The organism is Sphingomonas sp. C3-2 (assembly GCF_033025475.1).
Classification (GTDB): domain Bacteria; phylum Pseudomonadota; class Alphaproteobacteria; order Sphingomonadales; family Sphingomonadaceae; genus Sphingobium_A.
In genome coordinates, this window is the sequence record NZ_CP130322.1 from 2,959,717 (window position 1) to 2,986,156 (window position 26,440).

The window sequence follows — 26,440 nt, forward strand, 5'->3', positions numbered from 1 at the left end:
GCCTGCCTCAGTCAGTCTTTGTGCGATAGCGCCGGAACGCCCGATCGGTCGCCATGAACCGCTCCAGCATGGGCGCAATCAGCCGCGTAGGCGGAACAGGCTGGGCGCCGTCGACCGCCAGCACCCGGCCATAGGCTTCAAGATCATGGTGAACCGAGGCGGGCAGTTCTATGGTGAGACGCACCGGCCTGGCCTCTGCGAGATCGGCAAGTTTGAGTTTGGTCATCGTGTCTGCCTCCATGGAGAAAGCACCAGGTCGCGGCTGACCAGAACGCGAACCGGATAGCCGGGCCGCACGGTCAGCGTAGGCTGGATGTTGAGCTGGCGCCGGACGATCTCCTGGCCAGCCTGATTGAGTGTGTTCTGCCCGCCGTTGCGAATGGCGCGGGCGATATCATCCTCGGAGTCCGTCCCCAGCTCCGCCCCGACGCTGAGCAATGTCGAAAGACCGGCTGCGCGCAGGATGCCGCCCCAATGCTCATTGACCCGGTCTTCCAGCCCAGCATAGCCAGCGGGATCGCCTGCGGGCTGGCGATCGAGAATGAGCGAGCGGCCATCGGGCAGGATCAGGCGATCCCACACCAGCAGCACCCGGCGCTGGCCAAAGGCGACCTCGGCGTCATAGTTGCCGATAAGCCGCGAGCCCTGTGGAATGAGCAAGGTTCGGCCTGTCGGGCTGTCATAGACGCTCTGCGTGACCTGCGCGGTGACCTGCCCCGGAAGATCGGACCTGATGCCGGTGACGAGTGCCGCAGCGATGACGCTGCCAGCCTGAACGACATGAGGCGAGACCGGCGGCGTCAGCTGACCGCTGTTGACAGTGCGGCTTTCGGGCGAGCGTTCAACGAACTCACGCTTCGCCCGCTGCATATTGGGGCCGTCTGCCGGCTCCGGCGCGGCGGGCACGGCCGCGCCCAGCGCCGCGAGATCGAGACCCGGCGTTGCACCACTGGAGGCGCTCGCGGTTGCGCTGCTCCCTGCTTGACCACCGAGGAACAAGCGGCTCGCCAGCGCCGCCTCGCGCTCTTGCGCGGCCCGCTGTGCCGCCAGTTCCTCCGGCGTCATCGCCTGCGCTCCGGCAGGCGGCGGCACGGTTGGGTCGCCAGTCCCTTCGCCTTGCTGAGCGGCAAGGATCGGCCCGCCGAGATCGCCGGGAAGTGGGTCGCCGAGCGGCGGCACGCCGGGCTGCAATTCGCTGTAGTCGCGTGGGCCGGTTGAGACCTGCTCGGTCACCGCGCGGCTGTCGGTGTTGTAGAGTTCCTCCGGCGCTACTCTGTCGCGGCTTTGCAGCGCGAAAGTGAGCGCGCCGCCGACCGCCAGCGCGCCGACCGCTCCCAACGTCGCCATCGCCTTGCGCGAAAGACGCATGACGCGTGGCGGATCGCCGCGCAGTTTGAAGCCCGAAGGGTCCGCAAGAGTTTCGGGGCCAACGCGCGTCTCAATATCCGCCGGACCATCCAGCTCGATGCCGGCCTCGTCGTCGCCGTCGACATCCTGTCGCGCCGGTGCGCGCGGCGTGGGTGCGCCCTCCTCCCTTTCTGGCCCGTCAGCCAGAGCGCGGTTCTTCTCGTCGTTGCTCATCGCCGGTTCCTGCGCTGTGTCCGTCCATCATCACGCAGGATGCGGACACGCTGCTGCCGCTCACTGCCGAGACGAAGTTCGGCGGCCGCGAACAGGTGATCGACAATGATATGACGTTCGCTGACACGATAATTGACCAGCTCGCCGCCGCCTTCTGGGCCGATCACGAACAAAGGCGGCATTTCGCCTTGGGCGATCCCGGCGGGAAATTCGATGAAGACCTGAGTGCCATCATCAAAGGCACGAAGCGGGCGCCAGGGCGCGTCGTCGCCTTCGATCCGGTAACGGAAATTAAGCCGGGCGATATCGACGCCGCTTGCGACGGACGCCGCTCCTGCGGCAGACATATTCTGCCCGCGCAAGGCGATGAGGCGATCCTGCGGATAGGTCCAGGAGACCGACGCCATCCAGGTCGAGCGCGTGGCGCGCAGTTCGATATGGTAGGTTCGCCTGTCGGTATTGATGACGAGGTTGGTCGCCAGGTCGGACCGGGTCGGCTTTACGAGAATATGGACCCGCGCCGACGCACCGGCGCCGCTCACCGTGTTTCCGATGATCCAGCGCACCGTATCGCCGGCAGCGACCGGCCCCGGTCCGACGAGCTGCTCGCCTTCCTGCAGGGCGATATCGGTCACCTGACCGGGTGCGGCATAGACCTGATAGAGCGCGCCGTCCGACCAGGGATAGACCTGGATCGCATTGATGAATCCATCGCGCACCGGCTGCATCCGCGCGGCGGCGTTGGCCTGATTGACGCGAGCCGATGGATCAGCCTGTTCGGGCGCAGGCGCGGCATCGCCCACCGGCTTTAATTGACCCGGCAAGGGCAGCGGTTCGGGGATGGTGACGATTTCAACGGGGGCCGCCGGTGCGGGCGTCGGGATCGCAGCGATCGCAGGCGCATCATCGTAGCGTATCGCGGGCGTCTTCGCCGATGTGCTGGCGCAGGCGCCGAGCGTGGATACGGAAATCAGGAGAAGCGGAAGGCCGCCGATACGCAAATGCGCACCGCGGCGCTGTGTGGAGAGGGTCATTGGCCAAGCTCCTTCGACCAGTTGATAGCGTTGACGTAGACGCCGAGCGGGTTCTTCTTCAGGCGCTCCGGGTCGCGGGGCGGCTGAACGGTGATGGTCAGGATGGCCGACCAGCGCTCGGTGGCGGCGAGGCTGCCGTCCTGATAGCGGCGCTCGACCCACGCGACCCGGAAGCTGTCGGGCGAAGCCCGGATGACACTGGAGATTTCCGTGGCGATCTGGATGCGGCCGATATTGGCGAAGGGATCGTTCGTGCGCGCATAATCATTGAGCGCCATCGCGCCCCGATCCGTCGTGAAGTCATAGGCGCGCAGCCAATTCTCGCGCACAATCACCGGATCGGCGGGGATGCTGCGGACCTGTTCGATGAAGCGGGCGAGATGGAAAGCGATCTGGGGATCGCTCCACCGATAGTCGGCGTTGGCCGGGGCGACGGTCTGAGCCTGGCCGAGCTTATCGACCTCGACGATCCATGGCGTGATCGTGCCGCGCGCGCCCTGCCAGACGAGGCCGCCCGCGAGGCCCGCCGAGACGGCGAGGCAGCCGAAGGCGATCAGCCGCCAGTTGCGGGCCTGGATACGGGCCGATCCGATGCGGTCATCCCAGGCCTGTGCGGCGCGCTGATAGGGCGTGTCAGGATCGACGGCCTTGCCGTACCGAATGGAGGGTCGCTTGAACATGAGCGCTTAATCCTTCTGCTTGATGTCGGGCGACATTCCGCCGCCTCCGCGATCGCCGGAGCGGACCGCGTGTGTGACCGAGGTGACACCGCGTTGCAGCGCCTGCTGCCGTTTCATGGCCTGCGCCCATGCGGGTGGAGAGCCCCCGCCTGCCGGCGCGGAAGTCGATGCCGATCCAGCGCCGCCAGATGCGCCCGACCCGCCGGATATGGTGCCGCTGCTCGCTCCGAAACCGGCGCGCGCACCGGAACGGAAGCTCGATTTCACGCTGTCGCCGGCCTTGGCGGCGGCCTTTTTGAGCGGGGCTGTTGCCGCCTTGGCCGCACCGCTGGCGGCGGATTGGCCAACGGCTACAAGTCCGCCGGCGACTGCGCTGGCGCCGCTCTTGCCAAGCGATCCCATGCTGTAGCTACTGGCGGCGGCGCCGGCGGCGAAGGACCCGCCGCGTGCAGCGGCCGTGCCGGCTTTCATACCGCCGCCGATGGCAGAGGCCGCACCGCCTGCCGCCATGCGGGCACCCATTGCGCCGCCCACGGCCATTCCGCCTGCGGCGAGCGCTGTGCCAACGGCGGCGCCAGCACCGAGCTGCGGGGCGCCGGAGACAAGTCCGGTCGCGATACCCGGACCGAAGATCGATAGGCCAAGCAGCGCCAAAGCGGCGAGCGCCACCGACATCGCCTGTTCGGCCGTCGGAATTTCACCGAACGCGCTTTCAAACTGGGCGAAGAGCCCGGTGCCGATCCCGACGATGACGGCCAGTACCAGCACCTTGATGCCGGAAGCGACGACATTGCCCAGAACCTTTTCGGCCAGGAAAGCGGTCTTGTTGAACAGTGCGAACGGCAACAGGACGAAACCAGCAAGCGTGGTCAGCTTGAACTCGATCAGGGTCACGAAGAGCTGGACGCTCATGATGAAGAAGGCGATCAGGATGATCACCCAGGCGATGAGCAGGATCGCGATCTGGACGAAGTTGGTGAACAGGCCGACCGGCCCGGTCAGTTCGCCCGCGGAATCCAGCAGCGGCTCGCCAGCATTGAACCCGGCGGCGGCGACGCTGCCCGGTTTCATGAAATCGGCAAGGCTGATCGCCGATCCGCTGGCTTTGAGGCCGAGCCCGGCAAAGCTCTCGAACACGATCCCGGCGAGCGCAGAGAAATTGCCGATCACAAAGGCGAAGAAGCCGACATACATGACCTTCTTCACCAGCCGGTGCATCACATCTTCATCGGCGCCCCAGGCCCAGAACAGCCCGGCGAGCGTGATGTCGATGACGATAAGCGTGGTCGAAAGGAACGCCACCTCGCCGCCGAGCAGGCCAAAACCGCTGTCGATGTAGCTGTTGAAGGTGTTGAGGAAGGTGTTGATGACGCCGGTGTCGTTCATGGCCGCCCGTCCTTACGACCAAGGGAATCCTCACGGCCCATGAACCGACGGCGATGCTCCTCCCAGGCCGCATCGCAGCCTGAATCCGGCATGGTGATCGTGCGGCAGCGGGCGAGTTCATCGGGCAGCGGGTCATACGGCGCCAACTCAGTGGGCGATGGCAGCGGCGCTGTCGGCTTGCGCTCATCGACGGCAATCGCGATCGCAGTCGCCATCAATATGCCCCCGGCAAGCGCGACCCCGGCTATTTTGGCGCTGCGGCTCATCGTCCATTCCCTTCCGTCAGCGCGGCGTCACTGGCCGCTGCGTTTCATGAAGCGGCGAAAATGCTCACGTCCCTGTTCCTCGGTCGCCGCGTTGCGGGCGGATTCGAGCGTCTGGGCGCGTCCCTGCGCCGCGATCAGCGCGGTCAGATCCGCAATCTGGCGCGATTGCAGGGCGAGAAGCTGATTGCCGGCCTGGGCGGCCTGAAGCGCGCCGGTCGCCGACTGGCTGGCGCCGACGATATTCGCCATTGCGGTCTGCGAGCCTTCGATATTGCCAACGACGCCGGCCTGAACACGCAGCGCATCCTCGAAACTGCCGACGCTGTCCTTCCAGCGCTCGCGCGCATTGGCGATCAGCGTGGCGTCGGACGCGCTCATATCGACATCGCGGTAGCGCTGGGTGAAGGCGTCCTCGATGGTCTTCACATCATAGGCGATGCGCTGGGCTTCGCTCAGCAACTGCCGGGTCTGCTGGATTTGCGCCTGAAGTTCATTGAGGCTGCTGAACGGCAGCGAGGCGAGATTGCGGGCCTCGTTGATGAGGGAGGTTGCCTGCTGCTGAATCTGCTGGATCTGATTGTTGATCTGCTGAAGCGTTCGCGCGGCGGTCAGCACATTCTGCGCGTAGTTGGTGGGGTCATAGACGATCCCACCAAACCCGAACTGGGCGCTGGCGGGGGTGGACACCGCCGTCAGCCCCAGCACGGCGATGCCGGCGATGAGGCTGCGACGCAGGTTGCGATGGGTCATGGCACTCTCTCCTCTGTGAAGGCTGGCAAAAGATCGGCGGCCCAATGGAGGCCGCGATGGCGCAGCCAGGCGGCCGCGAAGCCGTCCGCCCCATGGGCGTCGATGAGATCGCCGATGGCGATCTGGTCGGTCTTGGAAGAGGCAGCGGCGAAGGCGAGCGCCACATCACCCAGACCCAGCTCGAACAGCCGATTGCCGCGTGGGGACTGGCAATAATAATCGCGCTTCGGCGCCGCGCGCGCCAGGATTTCGATCTGCCGGTCATTGAGACCGAACGCCCGGTAGATGCGGGCGATCTGCGGTTCGAGCGCGCGTTCGTTCGGGAGCAGGATGCGGGTCTTGCAGCTCTCGATAATCGCCGGCGCGACGCTGCTACCCTCGATCTGGGCCAGCGACTGGGTGGCGAAGATGACGCTCGCGTTTTTCTTGCGAAGCGTAACCAGCCAGGTCGAAAGCTGCCGAGCAAAGGCCGGAGAATTGAGCGCGAGCCAGCCCTCATCGATGATGATCAGCGTGGGGCTCCCGTCGAGCCGATCGGCGATGCGGTGGAACAGATAGGCCAGGACCGCGGGCGCCGCGCCGCTGTCCATCAGCCCTTCGGTCTCGAACGCCTGCACCGAAGCGCTTCCGATCCGTTCCTGTTCGGCATCAAGCAGCCGGCCCCATGCGCCGCCGACGCACCAGGGCGCGAGCGCCTGCTTCAGCTCCTGCGACTGGAGCAGTACGGCAAGGCCGGTGAGCGTGCGCTCGCCGGGCGGGGCGCTGGCGAGCGAGGTCAATGCCGACCAGATGTGGTCCTTCGCCTGCGGGTCGATCGTGGCGCCTTCGGCCTCGAAGATGCCAGCGAGCCATTCGGCCGCCCATGCGCGCTCGGCTGCGTCGTCAATCCGCGCCAGCGGCTGCAACAGCACGCCGCTATCATCTTCCCTCCCAGCCTCGCTGGCGAACAGGCTGCCGCCAAGATCATGCCAATCCCCGCTCATGGCCAGCGCGGCGGCACGGATGCTGCCGCCGAAATCGAAGGCGAATATCTGGCTGCCGGAATAGCGGCGGAACTGAAGCGCCATGGTGGCGAGCAGCACGGATTTACCCGCGCCGGTGGGACCGACGATCAGTGTATGGCCAACATCGCCGACATGAAGCGACAGGCGAAACGGCGTGCTGCCCTCGGTCTTCGCGAAAAGCAGCGGCGGCGCCTTGAAATGCTCATCACGCGCTTGTCCCGCCCAGATCGCCGAGAGCGGAATCATATGGGCAAGGTTCATCGTCGAAATCGGCGGCTGCCGGACATTGGCATAGACATGGCCGGGGAGTGATCCGAGCCAGGCCTCGATCGCGTTCATGCCTTCGGGGATGCAGGTGAAATCGCGGCTCTGGATGATCTTCTCGACCAGTCGCAGTTTCTCGGCGGCGATGCCGGGATCTTCGTCCCAAACAGTCACGGTCGCAGTCACATAGGCCTGACCGACATCATCGGCGCCCAGTTCCTGAAGCGCGGCATCGGCATCGGCGGCCTTGTTCGACGCATCGCTGTCCATCAGGACGGACGCTTCGTTGGTCATCACTTCCTTGACGATGGCGGCGATCGACTTGCGCTTGGCGAACCATTGGCGCCGGATCTTCGAGAGCAATTTGGTCGCGTCGCTCTTGTCGAGCATGATCGCGCGGGTCGACCAGCGATAAGGAAAGGCGAGCCGGTTCAGCTCATCGAGAATGCCCGGCCAGGTCATTGTCGGAAAGCCGATCACGGTCAGGACGCGCAGATGATGCTGGCCGAGCTGGGGTTCGAGGCCGCCGGTCAGCGGCTGATCGGGGAGCAGTGCGTCGAGATACATCGGCGTTTCCGGCACGCGGACCCGCTGGCTCCGGGTCGAGATCGTCGAATGGAGATAGGTCAGCGTCTCGCCGTCATCGAGCCAGGCCGATTCCGGGACGAAGCCTTCAATGAGATTGAGAAGCTGAGCACAGCGATCGGTGAAGCTCTTGACCATTTCCCAGGGATCGACCCCGTCTCTGGCCTTACCTTCATAGAGCCAGCTCTCGGCGCGCGCGGCATCCTCCGCGGGCGGCATCCAGAGCAGGGTCAGATAATAGCGGCTCTCAAAATGCGCGCCTGCATCGACGAACTGGGCGCGCCGTTCCTCATCGACCAACGCCGAGACCGGATCGGGAAAAACGGAAACCGCATAGTCATCGGATGGGATGCGCTGGGCTTCGACGAAGATCGACCATCCCGATCCCAAACGGCGGAGCGCATTGTTCAGCCGGTGGGTGACGCCGACCAGCTCAGAAGGCGTCGCGGAATCGAGATCGGGCCCGCGAAAACGCGCGGTGCGTTGGAAAGAACCATCCTTGTTGAGGACCACGCCCTCGGCGATCAGTGCGGCCCAAGGCAGGAAATCGCTGAGCGAGGCGGCGCGATGGCGATATTCGGCGAGGTTCATCATGCTGTTGGCTCCTCGTCACACGCGCAAAAAGGCGGGATATCGAAGGTGGCGGCGAGCGACGTCGGCGAACTGCGCGTCGCGGCGGGCGGCCCAGACGGCGGCGAGATGACCGACCAGCCAGAACACCCCGCCGGCGATCCAGAGCTGGAGACCGAGACCGATCGCGGCCGCCAGCGTGCCATTGGCGATGGCGAGCGTGCGCGGGGCGCCGCCCAGGAGAATGGGCTCAGTGAGCGCCCGGTGGACCGGGGCGTAGAAGCCCGCCACCTCATCGCCGCCGCCCTGCATCAGATGACGGCCCCGCCGCCGAAGCTGAAGAAAGAGAGAAAGAAGGAACTGGCGGCAAAGGCGATGCTGAGACCGAAGACGATCTGGATGAGCCGCCGAAAGCCGCCATTGGTGTCACCGAAGGCGAGCGTCAGGCCGGTGACGATGATGATGATTACCGCGACGATCTTGGCGACCGGCCCTTCGATCGACTGGAGGATCGATTGAAGCGGCGCTTCCCAGGGCATGGAAGAACCCGATGCCTTGGCGGCGCTGGACATGGCGAGCGCGACGGCGACGCCGATGATGGCGGTGTTCGCTGTGCTGCGTAGCCGGACAAGTGCGTTGGTCATGCGAGTTCTCCTGGTTGATGGATCGGGAATTCTGCCGCGGTGCGGATGGGTTCGAGCGGCCCCGGAAGCTGGCGCAGCGCATATTCGCCGGCGGCATTGAGCCCATCGACGCGCGCGAGTTCGGAAAGGCGGCGTCCATGGCCGTCGCGCACGAGGACCGCGACGTAATTGATGGTCTCGGCGATCAGCGCGCGCGGCACGGTCACCACCGCCTCCTGGATGAGCTGCTCCATGCGCCGCAGCGCGCCGATCGCGGTGCCGGCGTGGATCGTGCCGACGCCGCCGGGATGCCCGGTGCCCCAGGCCTTCAGAAGATCAAGCGCCTCGGCGCCGCGCACCTCACCGATGGGGATGCGATCAGGGCGCAGCCGCAGTGACGAGCGGACAAGATCCGACAGGCTGGCGACACCATCCTTGGTCCGCATCGCCACCAGATTGGGCGCGCTGCACTGGAGTTCGCGCGTATCCTCGATCAGCACGACGCGGTCGCCAGTCTTGGCGATCTCGGCGAGCAGCGCATTGGTGAGCGTGGTCTTGCCGGTGCCGGTGCCGCCCGCGACAAGGATGTTGGCCTTGTCCGCGACTGCGATGCGAAGTGCTGACGCCTGCAACCGCGTCAGAATCCCATCGGCGACATAATCATCGAGGGTGAAGACAGCGACGGCAGGCTTGCGGATCGCAAAGGCCGGCCCGGCGACGACAGGCGGCAACAAGCCTTCGAACCGTTCCCCGCTTTCCGGCAGTTCCGCCGAGACACGCGGGCTTCCCGCATGAACCTCGGCGCCGACATGATGCGCGACCAGCCGGATGATCCGTTCGCCGTCTGCCGGTGCGAGCCGTTCGCCAGTGTCGGACAGGCCTTCGCCTAGCCGGTCGATCCAGAGCCGGCCATCGGGGTTCAGCATCACCTCGGCGGTTTTCGGGTCCGCCAGCCAGCCCGCAATTCCAGCACCCAGCGCTGTGCGCAGCATCCGTGCGCCGCGAGATAGGCTCTCCGATTTGAGACTGGTGGCCAAGTGATCGTCCCCTGATTGCGCCAGCGCGCAAGCCGCGTGCGGGCATGGGGACAGTTAGAAGAGGCAGAAAAAACGCTATCGCAACAACAATTTGCGTTTAGCGTAGGGTGTCGAAGTAATAGAAAGATAAGCGTAGGGCGCGATCAATCCTCGAACCCCGATGCTACCGTTCCCGGCTGCGAGTTCACATCGAGCGATATTTCCCGCGCAAGACTCGATCCCGATTCGACGCGGCGGCCCAGAGCTTCGACGAAACCCTTGTAGCGTTCATAGCCACTAACCTTTGCGGCGCCGAGCGCGGTATCCGGCAAGGGTGGCGTGGTCGTCAGCCAGAAGCGAACGAACAGCGCGACAGCCTCATTGGATATGGTGATATTCTGCTCAAGGCGATCGAGCTGGCGTGACAGCCGGTCCAGTCGCCGGGCCAGGGTCGCTTCGAGACGTTCGGGGCCATCCGGGGAGAGGAAAGACAGGAGCGCCGCTTCGAGGATCTGAGTCTGCGGCACCCGTTTGCGGGCGGCATAGTCTTCGATCTGGTCCGCCAGTTCCGGCGGCAGGCGATAGGTGCGTTTGACGCGCATGGTTATAATCTCCGCTTCAAAGTTCAATGCCGTCATTGGGATCGAGGCTCGCAATGCGGGCGATCCGGTGCATCCGCCGCTGCGCGGTCGCATCATCGGCACTCGCGTCCGGTTCATCGAAGTCGAATTCCTGCACGGGCGCTGGCGGCTCGCGGACAATTTCCTCATGGTCCGGCAGATCGGGCTCGCGGCGGATATTGGCATTGGCGTCGTCGCTGTCCGCAGGTTCAGCAGGCTGCGCCATCGCCCCCGACTGGCCGGGCGGTGTGCCATCGGGAGATGGCGGCGGCTCGATCCCGGTCCAGTCGTCGGGATGCGGCGGCTTTCGGGAGCGATTGGGTTTGGGTGCAGGCAACAGTCGCCGGGTCAGGCGCGGGTCGGTGAAGTAGCGCGCCTTCTTCGCCCGCACCGGTGGCGTGCCGGCCACCATCACGATCTCATCATCGGGCGGAAGCTGCATGATCTCGCCCGGCGTGAGGAGCTGGCGGGCGGTCTCTGATCGCGAAACCATCAAATGCCCAAGCCAGGGCGACAAGCGGTGCCCGGCATAGTTCTTCATCGCCCGCATCTCGGTCGCGGTGCCGAGTGCGTCACTCACCCGCTTTGCGGTTCGCTCGTCGTTGGTCGCGAACGAGACGCGCACATGGCAGTTGTCGAGGATCGAATGGTTGACGCCGTAAGCCTTTTCAATCTGGTTGAGGCTTTGGGCGATGAGAAAGGATTTCATCCCGTACCCCGCCATGAACGCCAGCGCGCTTTCGAAGAAATCCAGGCGTCCCAAGGCCGGAAATTCGTCGAGCATCAGGAGCAGACGCTGACGTTTGGCGGTGGAGGCCAGTTCCTCGGTCAGCCGCCGCCCGATCTGATTGAGGATTAGGCGCACCAGTGGTTTGGTGCGGTTGATGTCGGACGGCGGAACGACGAGGTAGAGCGAGACCGGATGCGGACCGTTCACCAGATCGGCGATGCGCCAATCGCATTGTCGGGTGACGGCCGCCACGACCGGATCGCGGTAAAGCCCCAGGAAGGACATGGCGGTGGACAGGACGCCGGAGCGTTCATTGTCGCTCTTGTTGAGCAGCTCGCGCGCGGCCGACGCGACGACGGGGTGGACCCCGGCTTTGCCCAGGTGCGGGGTGAGCATCATCGCCCGCAGCGTGGTCTCGATCGGACGGCCCGGATCGCTCAAGAAATTGGCGACGCCTGCCAGTGTCTTGTCGGGCTCGGCATAGAGAACATGCAGGATGGCGCCGACCAGAAGCGCATGGCTGGTCTTTTCCCAGTGGTTGCGTTTCTCCAGCGAGCCTTCGGGATCGACCAGTATGTCGGCGATATTCTGAACGTCGCGGACTTCCCACTCGCCTCGGCGCACTTCGAGCAGCGGATTATAGGCAGCGCTCGCCGCATTGGTCGGATCGAACAGCAGCACTTTGCCGAACCGGCTGCGGAAGCCTGCGGTCAGACTCCAGTTCTCGCCCTTGATGTCATGGACGATGCAGCTACCCGGCCAGGTCAGGAGACTAGGGACGACAAGGCCCACGCCCTTGCCCGATCGTGTCGGCGCGAAGCAGAGAATATGCTCCGGCCCATCATGGCGCAGATAGTCGGTTCCCAGTTTGCCGAGGATCACGCCATCGTCGCCGAGTAGCCCGGCGGTGCGGGCTTCGTTCTCGGTCGCCCAGCGCGCTGACCCGTATGTCTCGGCGTTCTTGAGTTCGCGCGCGCGCCAGACCGACATACCGATGGCGACGGCGATCGAGATGAAACCGCCTGATACGGCGATATAGGCGCCGCGCACGAATATGTCCGGCGCATAGGCATCGAAGGAGAACCACCACCAGAAGAAGGCGGGCGGCGGATAGACAGGCCAGTCGCCTATGGTGAACCAGGGCGATCCGAGCTGGGGCTGATGAGCAAGGGCCGCGGCGGTCCACTGCGTCGCCGACCAGACCGACAGCAATACGATCGTGAAGACAGCGAGTATCTGACCCCAGAGAATCTTGGTCGCAGACACATCCTTTCCTTTCCGGTCAAAAGCCAGAAGGTCGGGATTGAAACTACGTTATTACAATACCTTGGCGCAGTATGGCGCAGGAATAGAAAGGCGGTCGCGCAAATAGAAACGATGGCGTAGGTGCGGACCTATGGGCGGCGTGTAGTTTGACCGCTTCGCTCTTCACACAGTCGCCAAGACGCGCGACGATTGCTCTCGCGTTGAACCAAGGCCTCCATTGCTTCGTGTGCAAGCGGAGTGATGGCCTCTATCCCGGTGAGCGCCCTGGCCTTCGCTACCAAATTCTCATCCAGCTCTAATGTTACGCGCATATGGGGTCTCTTTCGTAGGAGGCGGCGGTGCGCGATGGGAAAGGCACTCAGGCTGATGCAATCAGCAACTGGGCGAGTTTCGGATGAGGCTCATCGGCGAGCGGGTTAACGATCGTAAGCCCACGGGTGACAAAGCCTGATTGCATATCTTCGGACAGTAGAAGCGTGCAGCCCGCATCCGCGGCCGCCGTCAGAATCAAAGCGTCCCAAAATTGCAGCTTGTGATCGACTACGAGATCAGCAGCCGTTAGGGCAGTGCGGACTTCGGATGCGGAAGTTCCGAACGCCTCTGAAAACTCTAGAAGGATCGCGCGCGCCTCCGAGGCCGTCGCGCCGCCCCGCCGCAGAACCACGAACAGTTCACCTAATGTCTGCGCAGGAGCGATCAGGCTAACGCGATCGGAGAGGCGTCCCATCATTTGACGGGTCTGCGCGATCTTCGCGTCATCCTCTTCCGCGCGGGAAACTCCGGCCAGATAGGCTAGAATGTTTGTATCGAGCGCGACGCGACTCATTCGTAGAGATCGTCCCGCGTCCATTTGCCAGCTCGCCGGATGGGCAGTCCCGAAACGAAGTCGAGGAGACGTGTAACAGCCTGATGCTCCTGTAGACGATCGACAGGCAGGACGCGTGCAACGGGCCGTCCCCGCGACATCACGGTGAAACTCTCTCCTTCCGCCACATCGCGGAGGAGTTCGGAGAAGCGCTGGTTGGCTTCGCTAGCGGAAATGGCTCTATCCATGGACCTTAGTTAGTGGATAACACTAAAAACATCAAGGTGAGCCTATAGACCCAGTCCACGCTGCCGTCCAAAGGACCAGTCCACGCCTCCGCCCGGCGTCATCGTACCGGAGACATGGCGACCGAGATGCTGTTCGAGCGCCGGCCGCCAGGGGACGAGCTGGAAACCCAGCCCATTATCGATCATGGCAAACCTACCTGAGGCCAGCGTTACGCGCTGCCGATAGATACCCGCGACATGATCACCTGGCCTCGATGGCAGAGGCGCAAGGCCGGTTCGGTCAACAAGGTCGGTCTTGATGTGCAGCATTTCCCGGTCCTTGAGCGTCTGGATCAGCGCGCGGGCGAAAATGACGCGGGCGCCGCGCCGTTCCGCCAGTCCCTCATTGACCAGATGATCTGTGCGCGCCTCCATGGCTGCGGTGACGTCCGCGCCAAAGCCGCCACCCAATATGGGGCGTTCAGGAGCGATGAGATTGCGATCGAGCCAGGTCGCGCCATCGGAGGTGATCTGTTCTCCAAGCGACAGATCGGATCGGGTCGCGAGCGAATGGCGTTGCTGCCCCCTCGCATCTTCCCAGGAGCGCAGTTCGACGATCGCGCCGGCCTTTGCGTCTCCTGTCATGTCGATATCAGCGAAACGCAAATGGTGGGTGCGACCATCAACGCCATCGACAACAGCATAGGCGCTGCCCTTGAGTTCGTCGTAAAGCCCGCGATCGACCAGACGCCCAACGACCGGATCGACCGGCGTGCCATGATGGATCGCAAAGCGCGACACCTCCGGGCTCGGCGTGTCCCGCGCCATCGCCTTGTGCATCGTCTTGATGATGTCCTCTCGAATAGCGAGATCGCGGAGCTTCTCCTCCAGGCCTGACTTCATAGTCCAGGCCGCAGGACCGAGCGGTTCGACCAGACCCATGGCCTCCAGCTTTTGCGCACGGCCCACCAGAAGATGTCGGTTCTCAGGTCCGCGTCCATTGGAGTCCGGGCGCAGATCGACAATGCCTCCGTGGCGGTCGGCGAAATCCCGCAAGCTGCGATCTAGGCTGGTCCAGCGATCGGCCCGCACCTCGCGGCCGAGCGCCGCATGGATCTCGCGCTGCGTCCGTGGCCCCAATTCGAGGGTCACGCGATCTTCGGCACGATGACGGAAGCCCTCGCGGATATAGTCCCGGCTTATGACGAGGTCGCGGCCATCGTCACCGCGACCCCGAACCAGCACATGAATATGGGGGTCATCGGTATTCCAGTGATCGACCGCCACCCAATCGAGCGAGGTGCCGAGGTGACGCTGTGCGTCCGCCATCAACTCGCGGGTAAAGGCACGCAGGTCGTCCATCTCCCGCGCATCTTCCGGCGAGATGATCATGCGAAAATGATGGCGATCATCTTCGCAGCGATCGGCAAAGGCGTTCCCGTCGGCCTGATCGCCAGCCGCATCGAACAGGCGGCCCGGCGTGCCGTCACGGGTCACGCCTTCGCGTTCGAGATAGTTGGCGTGCCGCGCGAGTGGCGCCGCCCGGAACCTGGCGCCCTGATGCCGGACGATACGCATCTTGACGACGACGCGCCGATCCGTCGCTCGGCGCGCGCGACGTGGGGCAGTCACCCTGCCGCGCCCGAAGCGGGAAACGCTGCCCCCTTTCCGGCGAGGATTGTAAGCGCGCCCGCCGCGTCCGCCCTTGTTCGCCGCGCGCATGACCTGACCGACGAAGGACTTCGCTTGCCGGCCTTTTGTCCCGCCGTCGCGGGACCGTCCCGGTCTGACCTCGAACTCGTCGTCGCGGTCGCTCATCGGTGGAGGAAACCACAGGCGAAATCTGCTGCCAGACGCAGAAGTGCGGAAATATAGGCAGTTTCATGAAAAGATGCTGGCAGGCTTCTCAAGGAGCCATACGCAAAAACCCCATCCAACCAACCATCTGGACCCAGCCTGCTGGCGGTCCTTTTATCTTGCCGTGCCTCCTTCTTTTCCCTGCTTTCCCAGCACCTTCCACTATAGCGACCGCTATTGCGCGCCTGATTACGCCTGCCTGCGAGTGCGCGCTTCATGACGGCTGTTGACCGGAAAGAGGAACGAACAGACCGTCTCCGACTTCGGAGGCGTCTGCTTCAGGTGCATCTCCGGCATCGTCCTGCGGCGCGTCGGACGGCTCGGGGGCTGCGCCAGAGGCGACGTTCACAGGACGCGAAAAGAGCGGCGCGTGAGTCCAGGCGAGCGCATCGGCGGGCGGGCTTGAGGCGATAAGACCGGGCGCGCCGCCGACCATCGGCGTGAGCATTGCAAGATAGGCACGCGTCTCTCGCGGCAACGGACGACCGGTCGCGAGATGTTCATCATAGCGTCCCGGCCCGGCATTGTAGGCCGCCAGCATTGCGTTTGGATTGCCGTAGCGATCATGCAACTCGCGCAGATAGGCGGTGCCTGCAATGACGTTGTCGCGGGGATCATAGGGGTTGCGGCCGAGACGGTAGCGCACACGAAGTTCCGCCCAGGTGCCGGGCATGATCTGCATCAGGCCCATGGCGCCAGCGTGCGAGATCGCGGTCACATCGCCCGCGCTTTCGACGCGCATGACCGCCCATATCCAGCGTTCCGGGATCGCGAAGCGGCGAGACGCCTCGGCGACATGGGCGGCGATCGGCGAGATGGGTGATGGTCTGGCGGACGGTTCGTCTTCGGTACGGGCGAAAACCGTCGCCGGTGCGCTCGCAAGGCAGGCGAGCAACACCAGCGACAGCGCCCGACGACACGCAGAACAGCGGCGCGGGCGCATCAGATCAGCCCCGTTCTTCGCGGGCGCGCGGGCGGCTGATCGACAGCCGGAACGCGGTCCCATCATCATCGGCTCGGAAGAGATGCGCGCGCAGATTCTGGCCGGCAAACAGCGGGCTTTCGATCTCCAGCGAGACATAGTCGCCGGCGCGTTCGCCGACATCCTTCCATGCGGCGCCGACTCTCGGGCCATGCTCATCATCGAGCAGGACGCGGAAATCCGGTGCCTTGTCTGCATCACTCGGTTCGGCGGGAACGAGGCTGACAACCTCGTCTATGCCGAACAAACGGATGCGGCCCGTATAGCCGTCATCGGTGGGCTTGAAGATATTGGGTTGCATTGCCAGTCTCCTTTGCTTGGCGGGGTGAAAATGAAATCGGGACACGCTGCGCGCTCACATCGGCGTCGCCCGTCCGATCACGGTCGCGGCGGGAAGCGGCCCGAAATAGCGGCCGTCGAGGCTGTCCTCGCGGTCGGCATTGAGGAAGAAAATCTGGTCCGCTGCGAGTGTTCGGCAGCCCGACCAGACGGGCAGAAAACGGCCGAGCCGGTCGGTTCTCTGCGCCAGTGCGATCGCATCGCCGTCGATGCTGATCGTGTCGCCGATCCGGCAGACCGTCTGCCCGGGAACACCCGCGACGCGCTTGAGGAGCGGCAGGCCGAGCGGCAGATAACCGCCCTTGTCGAGGAACCCGGCCATGCCCGGCGGCGGCGCCACGACGGCAAGATCGCCGCGCGATACCGGCTCGCCGACCCGCACCCGGTAGAAGCCGATCGGGACGCTGGGACTGGCGTTCCAGATCAGGCGCGGCGGCGGCTCGATCCACATCGAGATGCCGATCAGACTGATCGCGACGACGGCGAGCGCGAGCGTTTTTCTGTGACGGGTCATTGCAGGGAGCCTTTGCGGGCGAGCCAGGCGCGGTGGCGCTCCAGCCTGTAGGGACGCGGCGTCTCGCGGGCGGCGAGGCGATTATGGACGTGGCGCCAATGGTCCGGGGCGGTGTCGGCGGGATCGATGCCGAGCGCGTCCACCGCGTCGATCGCCTCGAACACCCGTTGCACCTTGGGCCAGCCGGAAACCCGCAGCAGAATGTCACCGCCAGGATCAACGCCGGGCACGGTCTGATAGGGCTCGCCCGGTAGGACGGCGCGCAGGATGTCGATGCGGGAAACGACCGTTCCGAAGTCGTTGGACGCCCAGCGCACGAACGCGAACAGGCTGTCGGGCGCGAAGCCGAGGCGGCGACGGCGGCGATCGAGTATCTGATCCTCGACGGGTCGCCCGAAGCGTATCCAGCGCTCGATCTTCTTTTCGATCCACAGCAGATCGACGCGGGTACGATCATCGCGAACGGCGATCATGGCGCGCTCCCCTGATCTTCGTCGGGGAAAGCCTCGGCCAGCATCGCGCGCAACAGATCGGCCAGTGTCAGCCCGCGCTGAAGCGCCGCCAGCTTGATCCGTTTGCGCAGTTCCGGTGTCACGTCGATGGTGAGCCGCGCGGTGTTGGCGCTTCGCGACGGCGGCGCCGGTGGCTTCCCATCGCCTGCGGAAATCCAGGCATCGACTTTGCGCGGTCGGGCAGCGAAGCGGCGGGACGATTTGCCCGGCGCGCTCATGATGGGAGATTCCCGACCTGCTGCGCCAATGCGGCGATCTCGTGTGAAGCGATGCTATCGGGGGCCAATTCGGGGGCAAGGCGCCCGGTCCGCATGGCGTCCGCGAAGATGACCCGCTGGCCGATATGTTCCGGCAATAAGGACGGGTCGTGGTCAGCAAGACTGTCTGCGGTAGCGCGGCCGATCAGCGTGCGGGCGGGATATCGGTTGAGGACGAAATGCGCCCGGATGTTGGGTTTGAAGATGCGTGCCTGGTCGAGCAGCGCCAGCATCTCGGCCGATGCCCAGCCGTCGAGCGGCGAAGGCTGCACCGGCATCAGGACAAGATCTGCGGCGAGCAAAGCTGAGCGAAGCAGCCCTGCGACGCGCGGCGGCCCATCGATCACCACATGATCGACACTGCGCGCCAGCTCGGGAACCTCGTGGTGCAGCGTGTCGCGCGCGAGACCCACCACGCTGAACAGCCGTGGCAGGCCTTGCGATGCACGCTCTTGCGCCCAGTCCAGGGCTGAGCCCTGCGGATCGGCATCGATGAGCAGGACACGCTTGCCGGTCATTGCCCACTGGCCTGCCAGATGGAGCGCGAGGGTGGTCTTACCGACGCCACCCTTCTGATTGAGCAACGCGACGATCATCGCATTTCGTCCACAGGCAAACTGCGCGTTAGCATGAATCCGAAGGATTCAGAGTTAGCAATGTTAAGGGGCGGAATCGCGCAATGATTCCATAACCTTATACCCTGTTTCGGTTCCCGATAGTCCGAGGATCGGGTTCCTGATCGTCCGATAGTCGCGGTTCCTGATAGTCCGTGTCTCATGGCAACTTATCCACAGGCGGATAGCCCATCCGCCGCATGGCGGCGTCGAGCGGATCGATGGGGAGCGGAGCGAAGTTCAGCCGATGGCGGCCAAGTTCGAAGGTGAGCGTCAGGCGGTATCCAGGCAGCGGCTGACGGCGGACGATATCGCGCAGATCGAAGCTGAACCGCTTGAGGGGCGAGAGGACGCCCGACTTCAGGTGAAGGTGGGCGACATCAAAGCTCCACCCATTTTCCTGACGCCCGCCATGCTTGCGGCAGATGCGATAGAGCCAGCGTTCCAGGCCGCCGGTCAGGCTGAAATAAGCGCGGTCGATGGTGAGGACGAGCGCATGGTCCAGCACCCCGGCGTAGAACCAGTCGGGTACAATCATCTCGATGCCGAGCGCGCGGCCCTGGCCGTCGAGACGCTCACGCCACTCATTGATCCATGAGAAGCGATGGCGCCGACGCTGGGTGTTTTGACGGATGCTAGTGGCGATCGTGGTCGACTGAAGCCGGTCGAGGCCGGCGCGCAGCCGCTCATAGCTCGCCTTGCCGGTGCCGCGCCGGGTGAAGGTCAGGATGTCATAGGGCGTGGCGGCGATGAGACGCGAGGTGGGCAGGCCCGCGTCATTCGCTTCGACAATTTGGCTTGCCGCCCAGATCAGGATATCGGCGTCCCAGATGGTCGCCATCCCATGTTCCGGCGTGGCTTCGACATGGATCGAGACATCGCCCATGCGGAACAGGATCGGCGCGACCCGCTTGCTCTTGGCGAGCGAGAAGAAGGGCCAGCTCATCAGATCCTGGGCGTCACGCGGGGCGATATCTCCAGCGATCGGACGGAACAGGTCGAGCTGCTGGGCGGAGAGACGATTGGCTGACACGGATTAGCGTCCGCGCTCGCCAGCAGCCGCCCGTCTCGTGGTGGCGATGCCCGGTCCCGGGTCGGACGTTGACCGGCGCATCCCGGCCGCTGCCCATTCGTCGATGTCGGCGACCGTGTAGACGATGCGGCCACCGAGCTTGTGGTAGATCGGGCCGGTGCCGAAGCAGCGATGTTTCTCCAGCGTGCGCGGCGAGAGGCCCAGACGCTTCGCGGCATCAGGGGTTTTCAGAAAGCGTGGCGCATCATCTGCGGGATTGGGCTGCATCGTCGGTCTCCGTCGAAGCGCAGGCCGCACGGGGCGAGCGCGTAGTGGCGGAGACAAGGCTGGCGTATGCTGATCGGATCGGGAGAGTGGGCAAAATCACGGCGCGGGAAATGTCGCACCGGGCGGCGGCTTTCGACCGCGCAGCAGGTCGAGATATCCGCTCTCGCTGAGGTGGATTGCTTCGTCTCGTAGCCGCTGGACCTGACGACGTTCGTTGGCGCCACGCCAATCGGAGCCGTGAAGGCCAAGTTCAGGATAGACGGCGGCATCAGCGAGTTCGCGCGTGCTGAGGCCCGTCGCGAGGAGGCCGAGCAGATGCAGAAGGAAGGTCAGCCTCATCCGCTGGAATTCTGTCGGCCGAAACGCTGTGGGCACGCGCCCGCCCACGGCGCCGTGCAGTCGGCGGGCCAGACGATCGGCAACGGCCCGCCGCAAAGCATAGTTGCTGTCCGGGATCAGGATGATGACCGGATCGATTTCTATTTCCGGTTCGGCGAGCCACAGGCGCAAGCGGCCGCCAGGGTCGTTGATGACGAGGTGGCGGCCATCCTGATCACTCTGATCGGCGAGGATCAGCCCCAATCGTTCCGGCTCAAACCGCCCCTTGGTCGCATGACCATGCGGCGGATGCGTCAGGACAACGGTTCCGGGAGCAATCTCAGGCCGCCAGAGCGCAGGACAATCTGCCGCGGAAACCTGGGGATCGATCGGGAAACACCAACCCCCAGCGCCGGGCAAAGCCCGTGCTGAGGGTCTCCTTTGATGAAGCGCCGTTCCTGCGCGCGGCATATCGAGCGTATTGCCGCCGGTATTCCTTGTTGTGCCGCAGGAACTCCTAGGCAAAATCGGCATAATCGAGATTGGCGGTTTCCGCGGCGATCGTTTGCGACCGCCAATTGCTGGCAGTTGGCATCGCACCTCTCCCTGTCGCCCCTTTTTCGGGACTGTCGAAGAGCTTGCCCGCGCTGTTGCCCCCCGGAAGAGCCAGGCGCGCTACGGAGTTCACCGCGACTTCGAATAGCTGCGGGCTGTCGATCCATTCGGTCTAATGCGGTCTACCACGAAGGAGATGGAGGTAGCCGGTCTCGGTCATCCACTTGGCGCGCGCCAGATGGCTTTCGTAGACGCCCCATGCTCGCTTCGGCTCCCGAACTGGGTCAAGATCGAAGATGATGCGGACGATTTCATGCCAATGCGCGCCTTCCTCATCTGCCTCCAGCATTCGCAGATAGGTGACGAAATGGCGTTCGTCGTAGCGGGTCACACGCTCCGATTGCGGCGGGTGATCATCGAAATCGGGGAACGCCATCTTCAGCGGTCCGCCCGGCGCGCGGCGCGCCAGTTCTCCGGTCGTCGGGGTGAAATTATCCTCTTCGGGGGATAATGGTGAAAGCGGCGGCGTCTCGACACAATCATCGCGCCGGGGGTGCGCATTCGGAAACGAGATGGTGCTCGTCCAACCAGTCCCGACGACAATACCGCTGGAACGTCAATCTGCCTTGCGGAAGAATTCGATCGGATCGACTTCGAGTATCGCGGCGATACGTTCGAGCATATCGACCGTCGCGGCGTGTTCTTCACGCTCCAGCATTCCGATATAGTTGCGATTGACACCTGCACGATCGGCAAGCTCCTCCTGCGACAGGCTCTTGGCATGACGCATTTGACGCAAATTCGTGGCGACGATCTCCCGCAGGCTCATGCGGGGGACGTCGCCGCTCTGCCTAACCCATGACCACCCAATATACTAGGGAATCGTAAATACGTATCTGCGCATCTACGCAAAAGCGCGCTTCTGGGTTTCAGGAAAGCGGGGCCGACCTGCGGCCCCGCTTCGCCTTACCAGGCGAAGGGATCAAACTCGCGAACGATGCTCGCCGAGTCGCCGTCCCATTCACTGGCCGGCATTGCGCTGAAAAGACCGGCTTCGGTGCGGAACACGATGATATTGACCATGAGGCTGCGGGCGAGGCTCCAGGCATAGGCGGATACGGTTTTGAGCGACGTGGACATTTTTGAGCTCCTGTCTTTCGTCGCGGGGGGCATCCCCACTCGACAGGCTCCCGAAGTGTCGGGCGCATGGCCGCAATCACCGCGCAGGCGCAGCCTGAAGGCCGCACGCGAAGCGTAGCGGACCCTTTACGGGTTGATGGCGTCAGGCCTTGGGCCAGACCAAGGAAAGAGCCAATGTGAGCGGGGATGGCGCCGGCGGCGAAGCGAGCGTGATGTCCGTGTCGATAAGCGTCCCTCTGCCTCGAATCTTCCGTGCATGTCCGCTGTCTCGGCTGCGACGTTGAACAGCCCGCGCCATTCGCGATCACCTCGGATGTCGCGCCGACCCGGGAGCCTCTGGCAGCATGTTATGGCGGTGTCGGCGCCGCGCCCCGATCCCCGCGGGCGTCGGCATGAAAAAAGGCCCGGCGGATCGCTCCGCCGGGCATGCTGCGTTCTGGTCAGAACGGGATGTCATCGTCCATGTCGTAGCTGCCGCTGCCGCCTTCGCCGCCATTGTCCTGAGCGGGCTTGCCCCGGCTGAGGAAGTCGATCGTCTCGGCGATGATCTCGCAGCCGTAGCGCTTCACGCCCTGCTGATCGTTCCATTCGGTGTAGTGGATGCGGCCGCGCACCAGAACCTTCATCCCCGTGGTACAATGGTCCTGAACCGTCTTGCCCAGGCCGTTGAATGCGGTGATGCGGTGCCATTCGGTGTCCTGGAGGCGGCGGCCCTGGTCGTCGCGAAGCGCCTTGCCGGCCGCGTAGCGGGGACGCGAGGTTGCGAGGCGAAAACTGGTGATGTTGGTTCCGCCCTGGGTGCTGCGGCTTTCCGGCTCGGCGCCGATGTTGCCGGCGAGGATCACGATGTTCTGCATGATGTATCTCCGTTGCTTCAGATCCGAGGGACCGTCCCTCCGACGAAGCCCGGATGAAGGCCGTCCAGAGCCGTCTGCATCGCCGCCCTCGGGCGGCGGCCTGACCCCATAGGCCCGGAGTGGTGCGGGCAGCCGCTCAGCGGCAACTCGGTCCGGCGCCGCCGGGGTTGCTGGCGGAAATGGAACGGACTTAGGGATTCGCCAGTCGGAGGGAACGAACCCTCGATCGACGCATGACGGCGATAACCGCGAAACCACGGCAACTCTGGCGCATTGGCTCTGAGCCGAAATGACGCCTCATCTGAAAGACGAACCCGTTCCAACCTCGCGCACCCGACCGCCCAGGCCTTACGGCACATGTCTTCGCAATTCAGGCCGCCGCTGATCGCCACCCTACGCCATCACGCAGCGACAGCCGCGACAGGTCAGACCAGGCAACAGGCGTTAAGGTGGTGCGGACGCCTCTTCCACGACCTTGGACCTGACAGCAGGGAGAGGACGCTGTGATGCACGATGCGAGACACAGCACTGGGACCGAACTGCCCGTTCACGAATAGCGGCGACGCTGCGGTGCGCGTCCAACGTAACGAGACACTGTGATGGCTCTGATCGGAATGCAGCAGGGCTGGCGGCTCGATCCGTGCTGCCTGCTTATCTGGCCGCGCCCGTGTATCGATCAGCGCAATGCTGGACGCCAACCGGCACGCCGGGCCTCCGCGATCGAACAGAACCAGCGTTCGCCCCGCGCGGTGTCGATCCTGACGGCGGCATAGTCGCGCTGGCCGGGTGCATGGACGATCCGGCGTCCATCCGCATTGATGTTGCCTTTGAACGGGCAGCGCGGATTTGGCGGCGCGGCCGATGCCCTGCGTCGCTCGTCTTCGCGGGCCACGCGCCATTCCCAGGGCGGTGTGATCATCCCGGCCCAGACGCCGATGCGGCGACGCCGGGCGCCCTGTTCGGCGGTGCGATAGGCGCCTTCACTGTAGCGCGGAAAATCGAGCGCCCAGCCATTCTCGACCAGCCAGCCTCCTATATCGCGGCCGCGGGCGGTGCAGCGCGCGACGGGACGGCCGCCCTGGGCGCGATAGGCCGGAACGCAGCGAACGGAGGCGCTGCCGAGCCAGGTCCGCAGGGCCGCCTTGGCGCGCTGACCGCATGGCCATGACCGACCTGCTGCATCGGTACAGGATTGAGCCAGCTCCGGGGCGTCGATTCCCAAAATCCGCACCCGTTCCCGGCCGAGATCGAACGTGTCGCCGTCGATCACGCTGGCCCGGCCCTCGATGGGCGGGGCCGCGTAACTCGCAGCCGGAAGGCCGAAGGATAACGCCGCGAGAAGGCCAGCAGCTATGTTGCACATGATGTTCATGATCGAGGGCACCATATCGCCCGATCGAGAGAATGCGAGGATGGGCGGCGCTTACGCGCCGCCCAGGTGACGGAAATCCCAGACCTTGATGCCGAGCGCCTTGGCCTTGTCGCGGATGTTCGACTGGATGCCGGTGCCCGGAAACACGATCAAACCCTTCGGCATGGCGGCGAGCACTTCGTCATTGCGCTTGAACGGTGCGGCCTTGCCGAGTTTCCAGTCGGGCTTGATGGGGACGCTCGGCACGCCGCGCTGGTCGGCCCAGAGCACTGCGATATGTTCGCCGCCGCTTTCGGTCGCGCCATGGATCAACACCATGTCGGGAAATTTGGCCCGGATCTTGTCGAGCGTCGACCAGATCAGCCGCGTATCGTTGAAGGTCGTACCCGACGATACCGCGATGCGAACACCCTTGGGCATGAGCACCTGCTTGTCGGCCCATTTGCGGTCGTTGATGAAGTCCTTGCTGGCGATGACCGCCGAGGTCAGCGCCTTGCGATTGACCTTCGAACCGGACCGGGGAAGCCAGGGTTTCTTGATAAAGCTGCGGTACTGGTCGGCGGCGGCGTCGCGCAGATATTCGAACGTATCGCGCCGCTCGATCATGGTCACGCCCTCGGCGATCGCGCGCTCGAGTTCGAACGACTTCACCTCCGAGCCGTCCTGTTCGCGCTGCATCCGCTTCTGCGCCACCTCGTTATCATCCAGTTCGCGTTCGACGCGATTGATGCCGCTCTGGAAGACGTTGACCAGTCCCCAGAGGATGTCTTCGAGGTCGGGTTCGATCCGCGTGTCGACCAGCGCCGAGACCATGCCGTCGAACATATCGGCCACCGCGCCATCGACGAGACGGGATTCGGGCAGTGGGCGCTGATCGGGTTCGTCCTCGAAGGGACGGTAGCCATAGAGCTGCATTTCTTCGAGTAGATAGGCCATCTGGGATTGGGCGTGTTCGGGCTCGTCAGCGGGAATATCGTTGCTGTCGTTCATGGGATGTCGCCTGTTCTAGTCTGGGAGCCGCGACCCTCGCGGCCTTCATGGCGACGAAAGGCAGCGGGCCGGACGGCGCGCACACCGCCAAGCGCCATGCGTGCGCGCGCCCCTTTCGGGCGCGTGATGGCGGCCGGAGCAAAGCGGAGGACGGACAAGAGGGGGCTATTTTGCTTCGCGATGCAAAGCGGCCGCTCGCGGGCGCGGCGGGAAATAGCCCCCGGCGTCCGTTGTGCTCGCTGGACGCCTGCTGCTTCTGTCGCCCTCTATGAAGGCGTGGGCGCGGCCTCTTCAGCGGAAATGGCGCCTATGACGCGACATAGCTTCGCCGGTGACGACAAAGCCGAACTCCCACTTCCCGGCCTTCAGCCGGACAGGAGAAGGTGACGCTCGGCATCTTCGTCCCGCAGTTGAGGCGCCAGATGCGTCCGCAGCCGATCCGCCCCCAGACCATGCAGGTCCGAGTTGAAATCGTCGAGCATCGGCGCCAGCGGGATAGCCTCGATCCCGGCTGCGGCAGCCCTGCGGGTCAACAGGCTTTCCGCAGCGGCTCCCGTGGAATCCTCGTCGCGAGCGATATAGAGGCGCCGAAGATCCGGCGGGAACCGTATGGCCGCGAGGTGGGCGCCCGATAGCCCGGCGATTGCGGGTAATGCCGGCATGATCGTGCGGAGCGACAGGATCGTCTCAATGCCTTCGCCGGCGACCATCACCGGACCAGCGCGCCCGGAGCGAACGCCGTGGCCGAGAAGATGGCCCATCGCCCGGCGGGGATAGGCGACCGGCGCTTTATCGATCGTCGTGGGATCGAGCCAGGTGCGATGCACGCCCGTGATCGCGCCGGCCAGATTGGTGACGAGAGCGATCATCGCCGGCCAGGCCCGACGCGTGCCCGGGCGATCTTTCCGGGATGCTCGATAGTAGCAGCGCGGATGGAAGCGGAGCGGATCGCCGGCTTGCAGCGGTGCGATGCTTCGCCCTGTGAGATAGTCCGCGACAAGGGTGCCGTGAACGGCAAGCGATGCTGCGGCCAGACGCTGGGCAGCCTCCGGCGTTCCGGACGGCGCTTTGGGTTCCCGCCGCGATCTGGCCCCCGCATGCCGGGGCGATGGCTGCGGCAGGCTGAGGAAGCGCCGGGCTTCCTCCAGCGTATCGCGCAGCCGCGCATGGCCTCCCGCGATGGTGATGATATCGAGCAGATCGCCATGATCGCCGGTCGCGGCATCGGTCCATTTGCCGGCCGCGCCTCCATCGGGAGAGGCGACCAGGCGGACATAGAGGCTGCGACCGGGCGTGTTGCGGGCATCGCCCACCAGCCAGTAGCGGCCTTCGCGATGCCCTGTCGACAGATAGCGGCGACAGACACTCTCGGCATTATCAGCGAGACGCTGCGCAATGTCGGTGGCGGAGTTTTTCATCTCACATC

General features: G+C 64.5%; 34 protein-coding genes. All 34 read right to left on the reverse strand.

Annotated features, from left to right (window positions below):
* Window positions 1–7: 7 nt before the first annotated feature.
* A complete protein-coding gene (locus tag QYC26_RS14195) occupies window positions 8–226 on the reverse strand; it encodes a DUF2274 domain-containing protein (RefSeq protein ID WP_317512875.1) in 219 nt (72 codons plus the stop codon).
* A complete protein-coding gene (locus QYC26_RS14200) occupies window positions 223–1,581 on the reverse strand; it encodes a TrbI/VirB10 family protein (protein WP_317512876.1) in 1,359 nt (452 codons plus the stop codon). Before QYC26_RS14200 ends, QYC26_RS14195 begins: the two co-directional genes overlap by 4 nt.
* Complete coding sequence (gene trbG, locus QYC26_RS14205; protein WP_317512877.1) at window positions 1,578–2,615, reverse strand: P-type conjugative transfer protein TrbG; 1,038 nt, start codon at window positions 2,613–2,615, stop codon at window positions 1,578–1,580. The genes QYC26_RS14200 and trbG overlap by 4 nt, the downstream gene beginning before the upstream one ends.
* Window positions 2,612–3,295, reverse strand: coding sequence for a conjugal transfer protein TrbF (trbF, locus tag QYC26_RS14210; RefSeq protein ID WP_317512878.1), 684 nt, complete (start codon window positions 3,293–3,295; stop codon window positions 2,612–2,614). Before trbF ends, trbG begins: the two co-directional genes overlap by 4 nt.
* A gap of 6 nt (window positions 3,296–3,301) precedes the next feature.
* Window positions 3,302–4,681, reverse strand: coding sequence for a P-type conjugative transfer protein TrbL (gene trbL / locus QYC26_RS14215; protein ID WP_317512879.1), 1,380 nt, complete (start codon window positions 4,679–4,681; stop codon window positions 3,302–3,304).
* Window positions 4,678–4,947 carry a putative entry exclusion protein TrbK-alt gene (gene trbK-alt, locus QYC26_RS14220; protein ID WP_317512880.1) on the reverse strand — a complete coding sequence of 90 codons (270 nt, stop codon included), beginning with the start codon at window positions 4,945–4,947 and terminating at the stop codon, window positions 4,678–4,680. The genes trbL and trbK-alt overlap by 4 nt, the downstream gene beginning before the upstream one ends.
* Window positions 4,948–4,974: 27 nt before the next feature.
* Window positions 4,975–5,697: a P-type conjugative transfer protein TrbJ gene (gene trbJ / locus QYC26_RS14225; RefSeq protein ID WP_317512881.1), complete on the reverse strand. Its 723-nt coding sequence runs from the start codon at window positions 5,695–5,697 to the stop codon at window positions 4,975–4,977.
* The gene (gene trbE, locus QYC26_RS14230; protein ID WP_317512882.1) at window positions 5,694–8,144 is read right to left on the reverse strand and encodes a conjugal transfer protein TrbE; all 2,451 of its coding nucleotides are present in this window, start codon (window positions 8,142–8,144) and stop codon (window positions 5,694–5,696) included. Before trbE ends, trbJ begins: the two co-directional genes overlap by 4 nt.
* Window positions 8,145–8,159: 15 nt before the next feature.
* The gene (locus QYC26_RS14235) at window positions 8,160–8,432 is read right to left on the reverse strand and encodes a VirB3 family type IV secretion system protein (protein ID WP_317512883.1); all 273 of its coding nucleotides are present in this window, start codon (window positions 8,430–8,432) and stop codon (window positions 8,160–8,162) included.
* Window positions 8,432–8,764: a TrbC/VirB2 family protein gene (locus tag QYC26_RS14240; protein WP_317512884.1), complete on the reverse strand. Its 333-nt coding sequence runs from the start codon at window positions 8,762–8,764 to the stop codon at window positions 8,432–8,434. The genes QYC26_RS14235 and QYC26_RS14240 overlap by 1 nt, the downstream gene beginning before the upstream one ends.
* Window positions 8,761–9,735: a P-type conjugative transfer ATPase TrbB gene (gene trbB, locus QYC26_RS14245; RefSeq protein ID WP_317515079.1), complete on the reverse strand. Its 975-nt coding sequence runs from the start codon at window positions 9,733–9,735 to the stop codon at window positions 8,761–8,763. Before trbB ends, QYC26_RS14240 begins: the two co-directional genes overlap by 4 nt.
* 188 nt (window positions 9,736–9,923) lie before the next feature.
* On the reverse strand, window positions 9,924–10,361 hold the full coding sequence (locus QYC26_RS14250; RefSeq protein WP_317512885.1) for a CopG family transcriptional regulator: 438 nt from the start codon (window positions 10,359–10,361) through the stop codon (window positions 9,924–9,926).
* Window positions 10,362–10,377: 16 nt separating this feature from the next.
* Window positions 10,378–12,375 carry a conjugal transfer protein TraG gene (locus tag QYC26_RS14255; protein WP_317512886.1) on the reverse strand — a complete coding sequence of 666 codons (1,998 nt, stop codon included), beginning with the start codon at window positions 12,373–12,375 and terminating at the stop codon, window positions 10,378–10,380.
* Window positions 12,376–12,503: 128 nt separating this feature from the next.
* The gene (locus tag QYC26_RS16800) at window positions 12,504–12,686 is read right to left on the reverse strand and encodes a type II toxin-antitoxin system VapB family antitoxin (protein WP_411197604.1); all 183 of its coding nucleotides are present in this window, start codon (window positions 12,684–12,686) and stop codon (window positions 12,504–12,506) included.
* A gap of 47 nt (window positions 12,687–12,733) precedes the next feature.
* A complete protein-coding gene (locus tag QYC26_RS14260; RefSeq protein WP_317512887.1) occupies window positions 12,734–13,201 on the reverse strand; it encodes a PIN domain-containing protein in 468 nt (155 codons plus the stop codon).
* Window positions 13,198–13,428, reverse strand: coding sequence for a type II toxin-antitoxin system Phd/YefM family antitoxin (locus tag QYC26_RS16805; RefSeq protein ID WP_411197605.1), 231 nt, complete (start codon window positions 13,426–13,428; stop codon window positions 13,198–13,200). Before QYC26_RS16805 ends, QYC26_RS14260 begins: the two co-directional genes overlap by 4 nt.
* Window positions 13,429–13,470: 42 nt before the next feature.
* Window positions 13,471–15,225, reverse strand: coding sequence for a relaxase/mobilization nuclease domain-containing protein (locus QYC26_RS14265; protein ID WP_317512888.1), 1,755 nt, complete (start codon window positions 15,223–15,225; stop codon window positions 13,471–13,473).
* A 253-nt stretch (window positions 15,226–15,478) separates the two neighbouring features.
* Window positions 15,479–16,207, reverse strand: coding sequence for a lytic transglycosylase domain-containing protein (locus QYC26_RS14270; protein ID WP_317512889.1), 729 nt, complete (start codon window positions 16,205–16,207; stop codon window positions 15,479–15,481).
* A 4-nt stretch (window positions 16,208–16,211) separates the two neighbouring features.
* Window positions 16,212–16,547 carry a DUF736 domain-containing protein gene (locus QYC26_RS14275; RefSeq protein ID WP_317512890.1) on the reverse strand — a complete coding sequence of 112 codons (336 nt, stop codon included), beginning with the start codon at window positions 16,545–16,547 and terminating at the stop codon, window positions 16,212–16,214.
* Window positions 16,548–16,601: 54 nt separating this feature from the next.
* Window positions 16,602–17,099 (reverse strand): S26 family signal peptidase, encoded by a 498-nt coding sequence (locus QYC26_RS14280; RefSeq protein ID WP_317512891.1) that lies wholly within the window; start codon window positions 17,097–17,099, stop codon window positions 16,602–16,604.
* Window positions 17,096–17,572: a DUF2840 domain-containing protein gene (locus tag QYC26_RS14285; RefSeq protein ID WP_317512892.1), complete on the reverse strand. Its 477-nt coding sequence runs from the start codon at window positions 17,570–17,572 to the stop codon at window positions 17,096–17,098. Before QYC26_RS14285 ends, QYC26_RS14280 begins: the two co-directional genes overlap by 4 nt.
* On the reverse strand, window positions 17,569–17,829 hold the full coding sequence (locus QYC26_RS14290) for a hypothetical protein (protein WP_317512893.1): 261 nt from the start codon (window positions 17,827–17,829) through the stop codon (window positions 17,569–17,571). The genes QYC26_RS14285 and QYC26_RS14290 overlap by 4 nt, the downstream gene beginning before the upstream one ends.
* Window positions 17,826–18,464: a ParA family partition ATPase gene (gene parA, locus QYC26_RS14295; protein ID WP_317512894.1), complete on the reverse strand. Its 639-nt coding sequence runs from the start codon at window positions 18,462–18,464 to the stop codon at window positions 17,826–17,828. The genes QYC26_RS14290 and parA overlap by 4 nt, the downstream gene beginning before the upstream one ends.
* A gap of 178 nt (window positions 18,465–18,642) precedes the next feature.
* Entirely contained in the window at window positions 18,643–19,515 is an 873-nt protein-coding gene (locus QYC26_RS14300) for a replication initiator protein A (protein ID WP_317512895.1), read from the reverse strand.
* A 3-nt stretch (window positions 19,516–19,518) separates the two neighbouring features.
* The gene (locus tag QYC26_RS14305; protein ID WP_317512896.1) at window positions 19,519–19,782 is read right to left on the reverse strand and encodes a helix-turn-helix domain-containing protein; all 264 of its coding nucleotides are present in this window, start codon (window positions 19,780–19,782) and stop codon (window positions 19,519–19,521) included.
* A 96-nt stretch (window positions 19,783–19,878) separates the two neighbouring features.
* Complete coding sequence (locus tag QYC26_RS14310) at window positions 19,879–20,520, reverse strand: DNA -binding domain-containing protein (RefSeq protein WP_411197653.1); 642 nt, start codon at window positions 20,518–20,520, stop codon at window positions 19,879–19,881.
* The gene (locus QYC26_RS16810; RefSeq protein ID WP_411197654.1) at window positions 20,441–20,611 is read right to left on the reverse strand and encodes a transcriptional regulator domain-containing protein; all 171 of its coding nucleotides are present in this window, start codon (window positions 20,609–20,611) and stop codon (window positions 20,441–20,443) included. Before QYC26_RS16810 ends, QYC26_RS14310 begins: the two co-directional genes overlap by 80 nt.
* Before the next feature lie 216 nt (window positions 20,612–20,827).
* Window positions 20,828–21,091: a DNA -binding domain-containing protein gene (locus QYC26_RS14315; protein ID WP_317512898.1), complete on the reverse strand. Its 264-nt coding sequence runs from the start codon at window positions 21,089–21,091 to the stop codon at window positions 20,828–20,830.
* A gap of 180 nt (window positions 21,092–21,271) precedes the next feature.
* The gene (locus QYC26_RS14320) at window positions 21,272–21,484 is read right to left on the reverse strand and encodes a helix-turn-helix domain-containing protein (RefSeq protein ID WP_015460457.1); all 213 of its coding nucleotides are present in this window, start codon (window positions 21,482–21,484) and stop codon (window positions 21,272–21,274) included.
* Between the two features lie 137 nt (window positions 21,485–21,621).
* Complete coding sequence (locus QYC26_RS14325) at window positions 21,622–21,795, reverse strand: hypothetical protein (RefSeq protein ID WP_015460458.1); 174 nt, start codon at window positions 21,793–21,795, stop codon at window positions 21,622–21,624.
* A gap of 440 nt (window positions 21,796–22,235) precedes the next feature.
* The gene (locus tag QYC26_RS14330; RefSeq protein ID WP_317512899.1) at window positions 22,236–22,652 is read right to left on the reverse strand and encodes a single-stranded DNA-binding protein; all 417 of its coding nucleotides are present in this window, start codon (window positions 22,650–22,652) and stop codon (window positions 22,236–22,238) included.
* A 676-nt stretch (window positions 22,653–23,328) separates the two neighbouring features.
* Window positions 23,329–24,039: a thermonuclease family protein gene (locus QYC26_RS14335; RefSeq protein WP_317512900.1), complete on the reverse strand. Its 711-nt coding sequence runs from the start codon at window positions 24,037–24,039 to the stop codon at window positions 23,329–23,331.
* A 36-nt stretch (window positions 24,040–24,075) separates the two neighbouring features.
* Window positions 24,076–25,014, reverse strand: coding sequence for a DUF2493 domain-containing protein (locus QYC26_RS14340; protein WP_317512901.1), 939 nt, complete (start codon window positions 25,012–25,014; stop codon window positions 24,076–24,078).
* A 365-nt stretch (window positions 25,015–25,379) separates the two neighbouring features.
* Entirely contained in the window at window positions 25,380–26,432 is a 1,053-nt protein-coding gene (locus QYC26_RS14345; protein WP_317512902.1) for a toprim domain-containing protein, read from the reverse strand.
* Window positions 26,433–26,440: the final 8 nt, after the last annotated feature.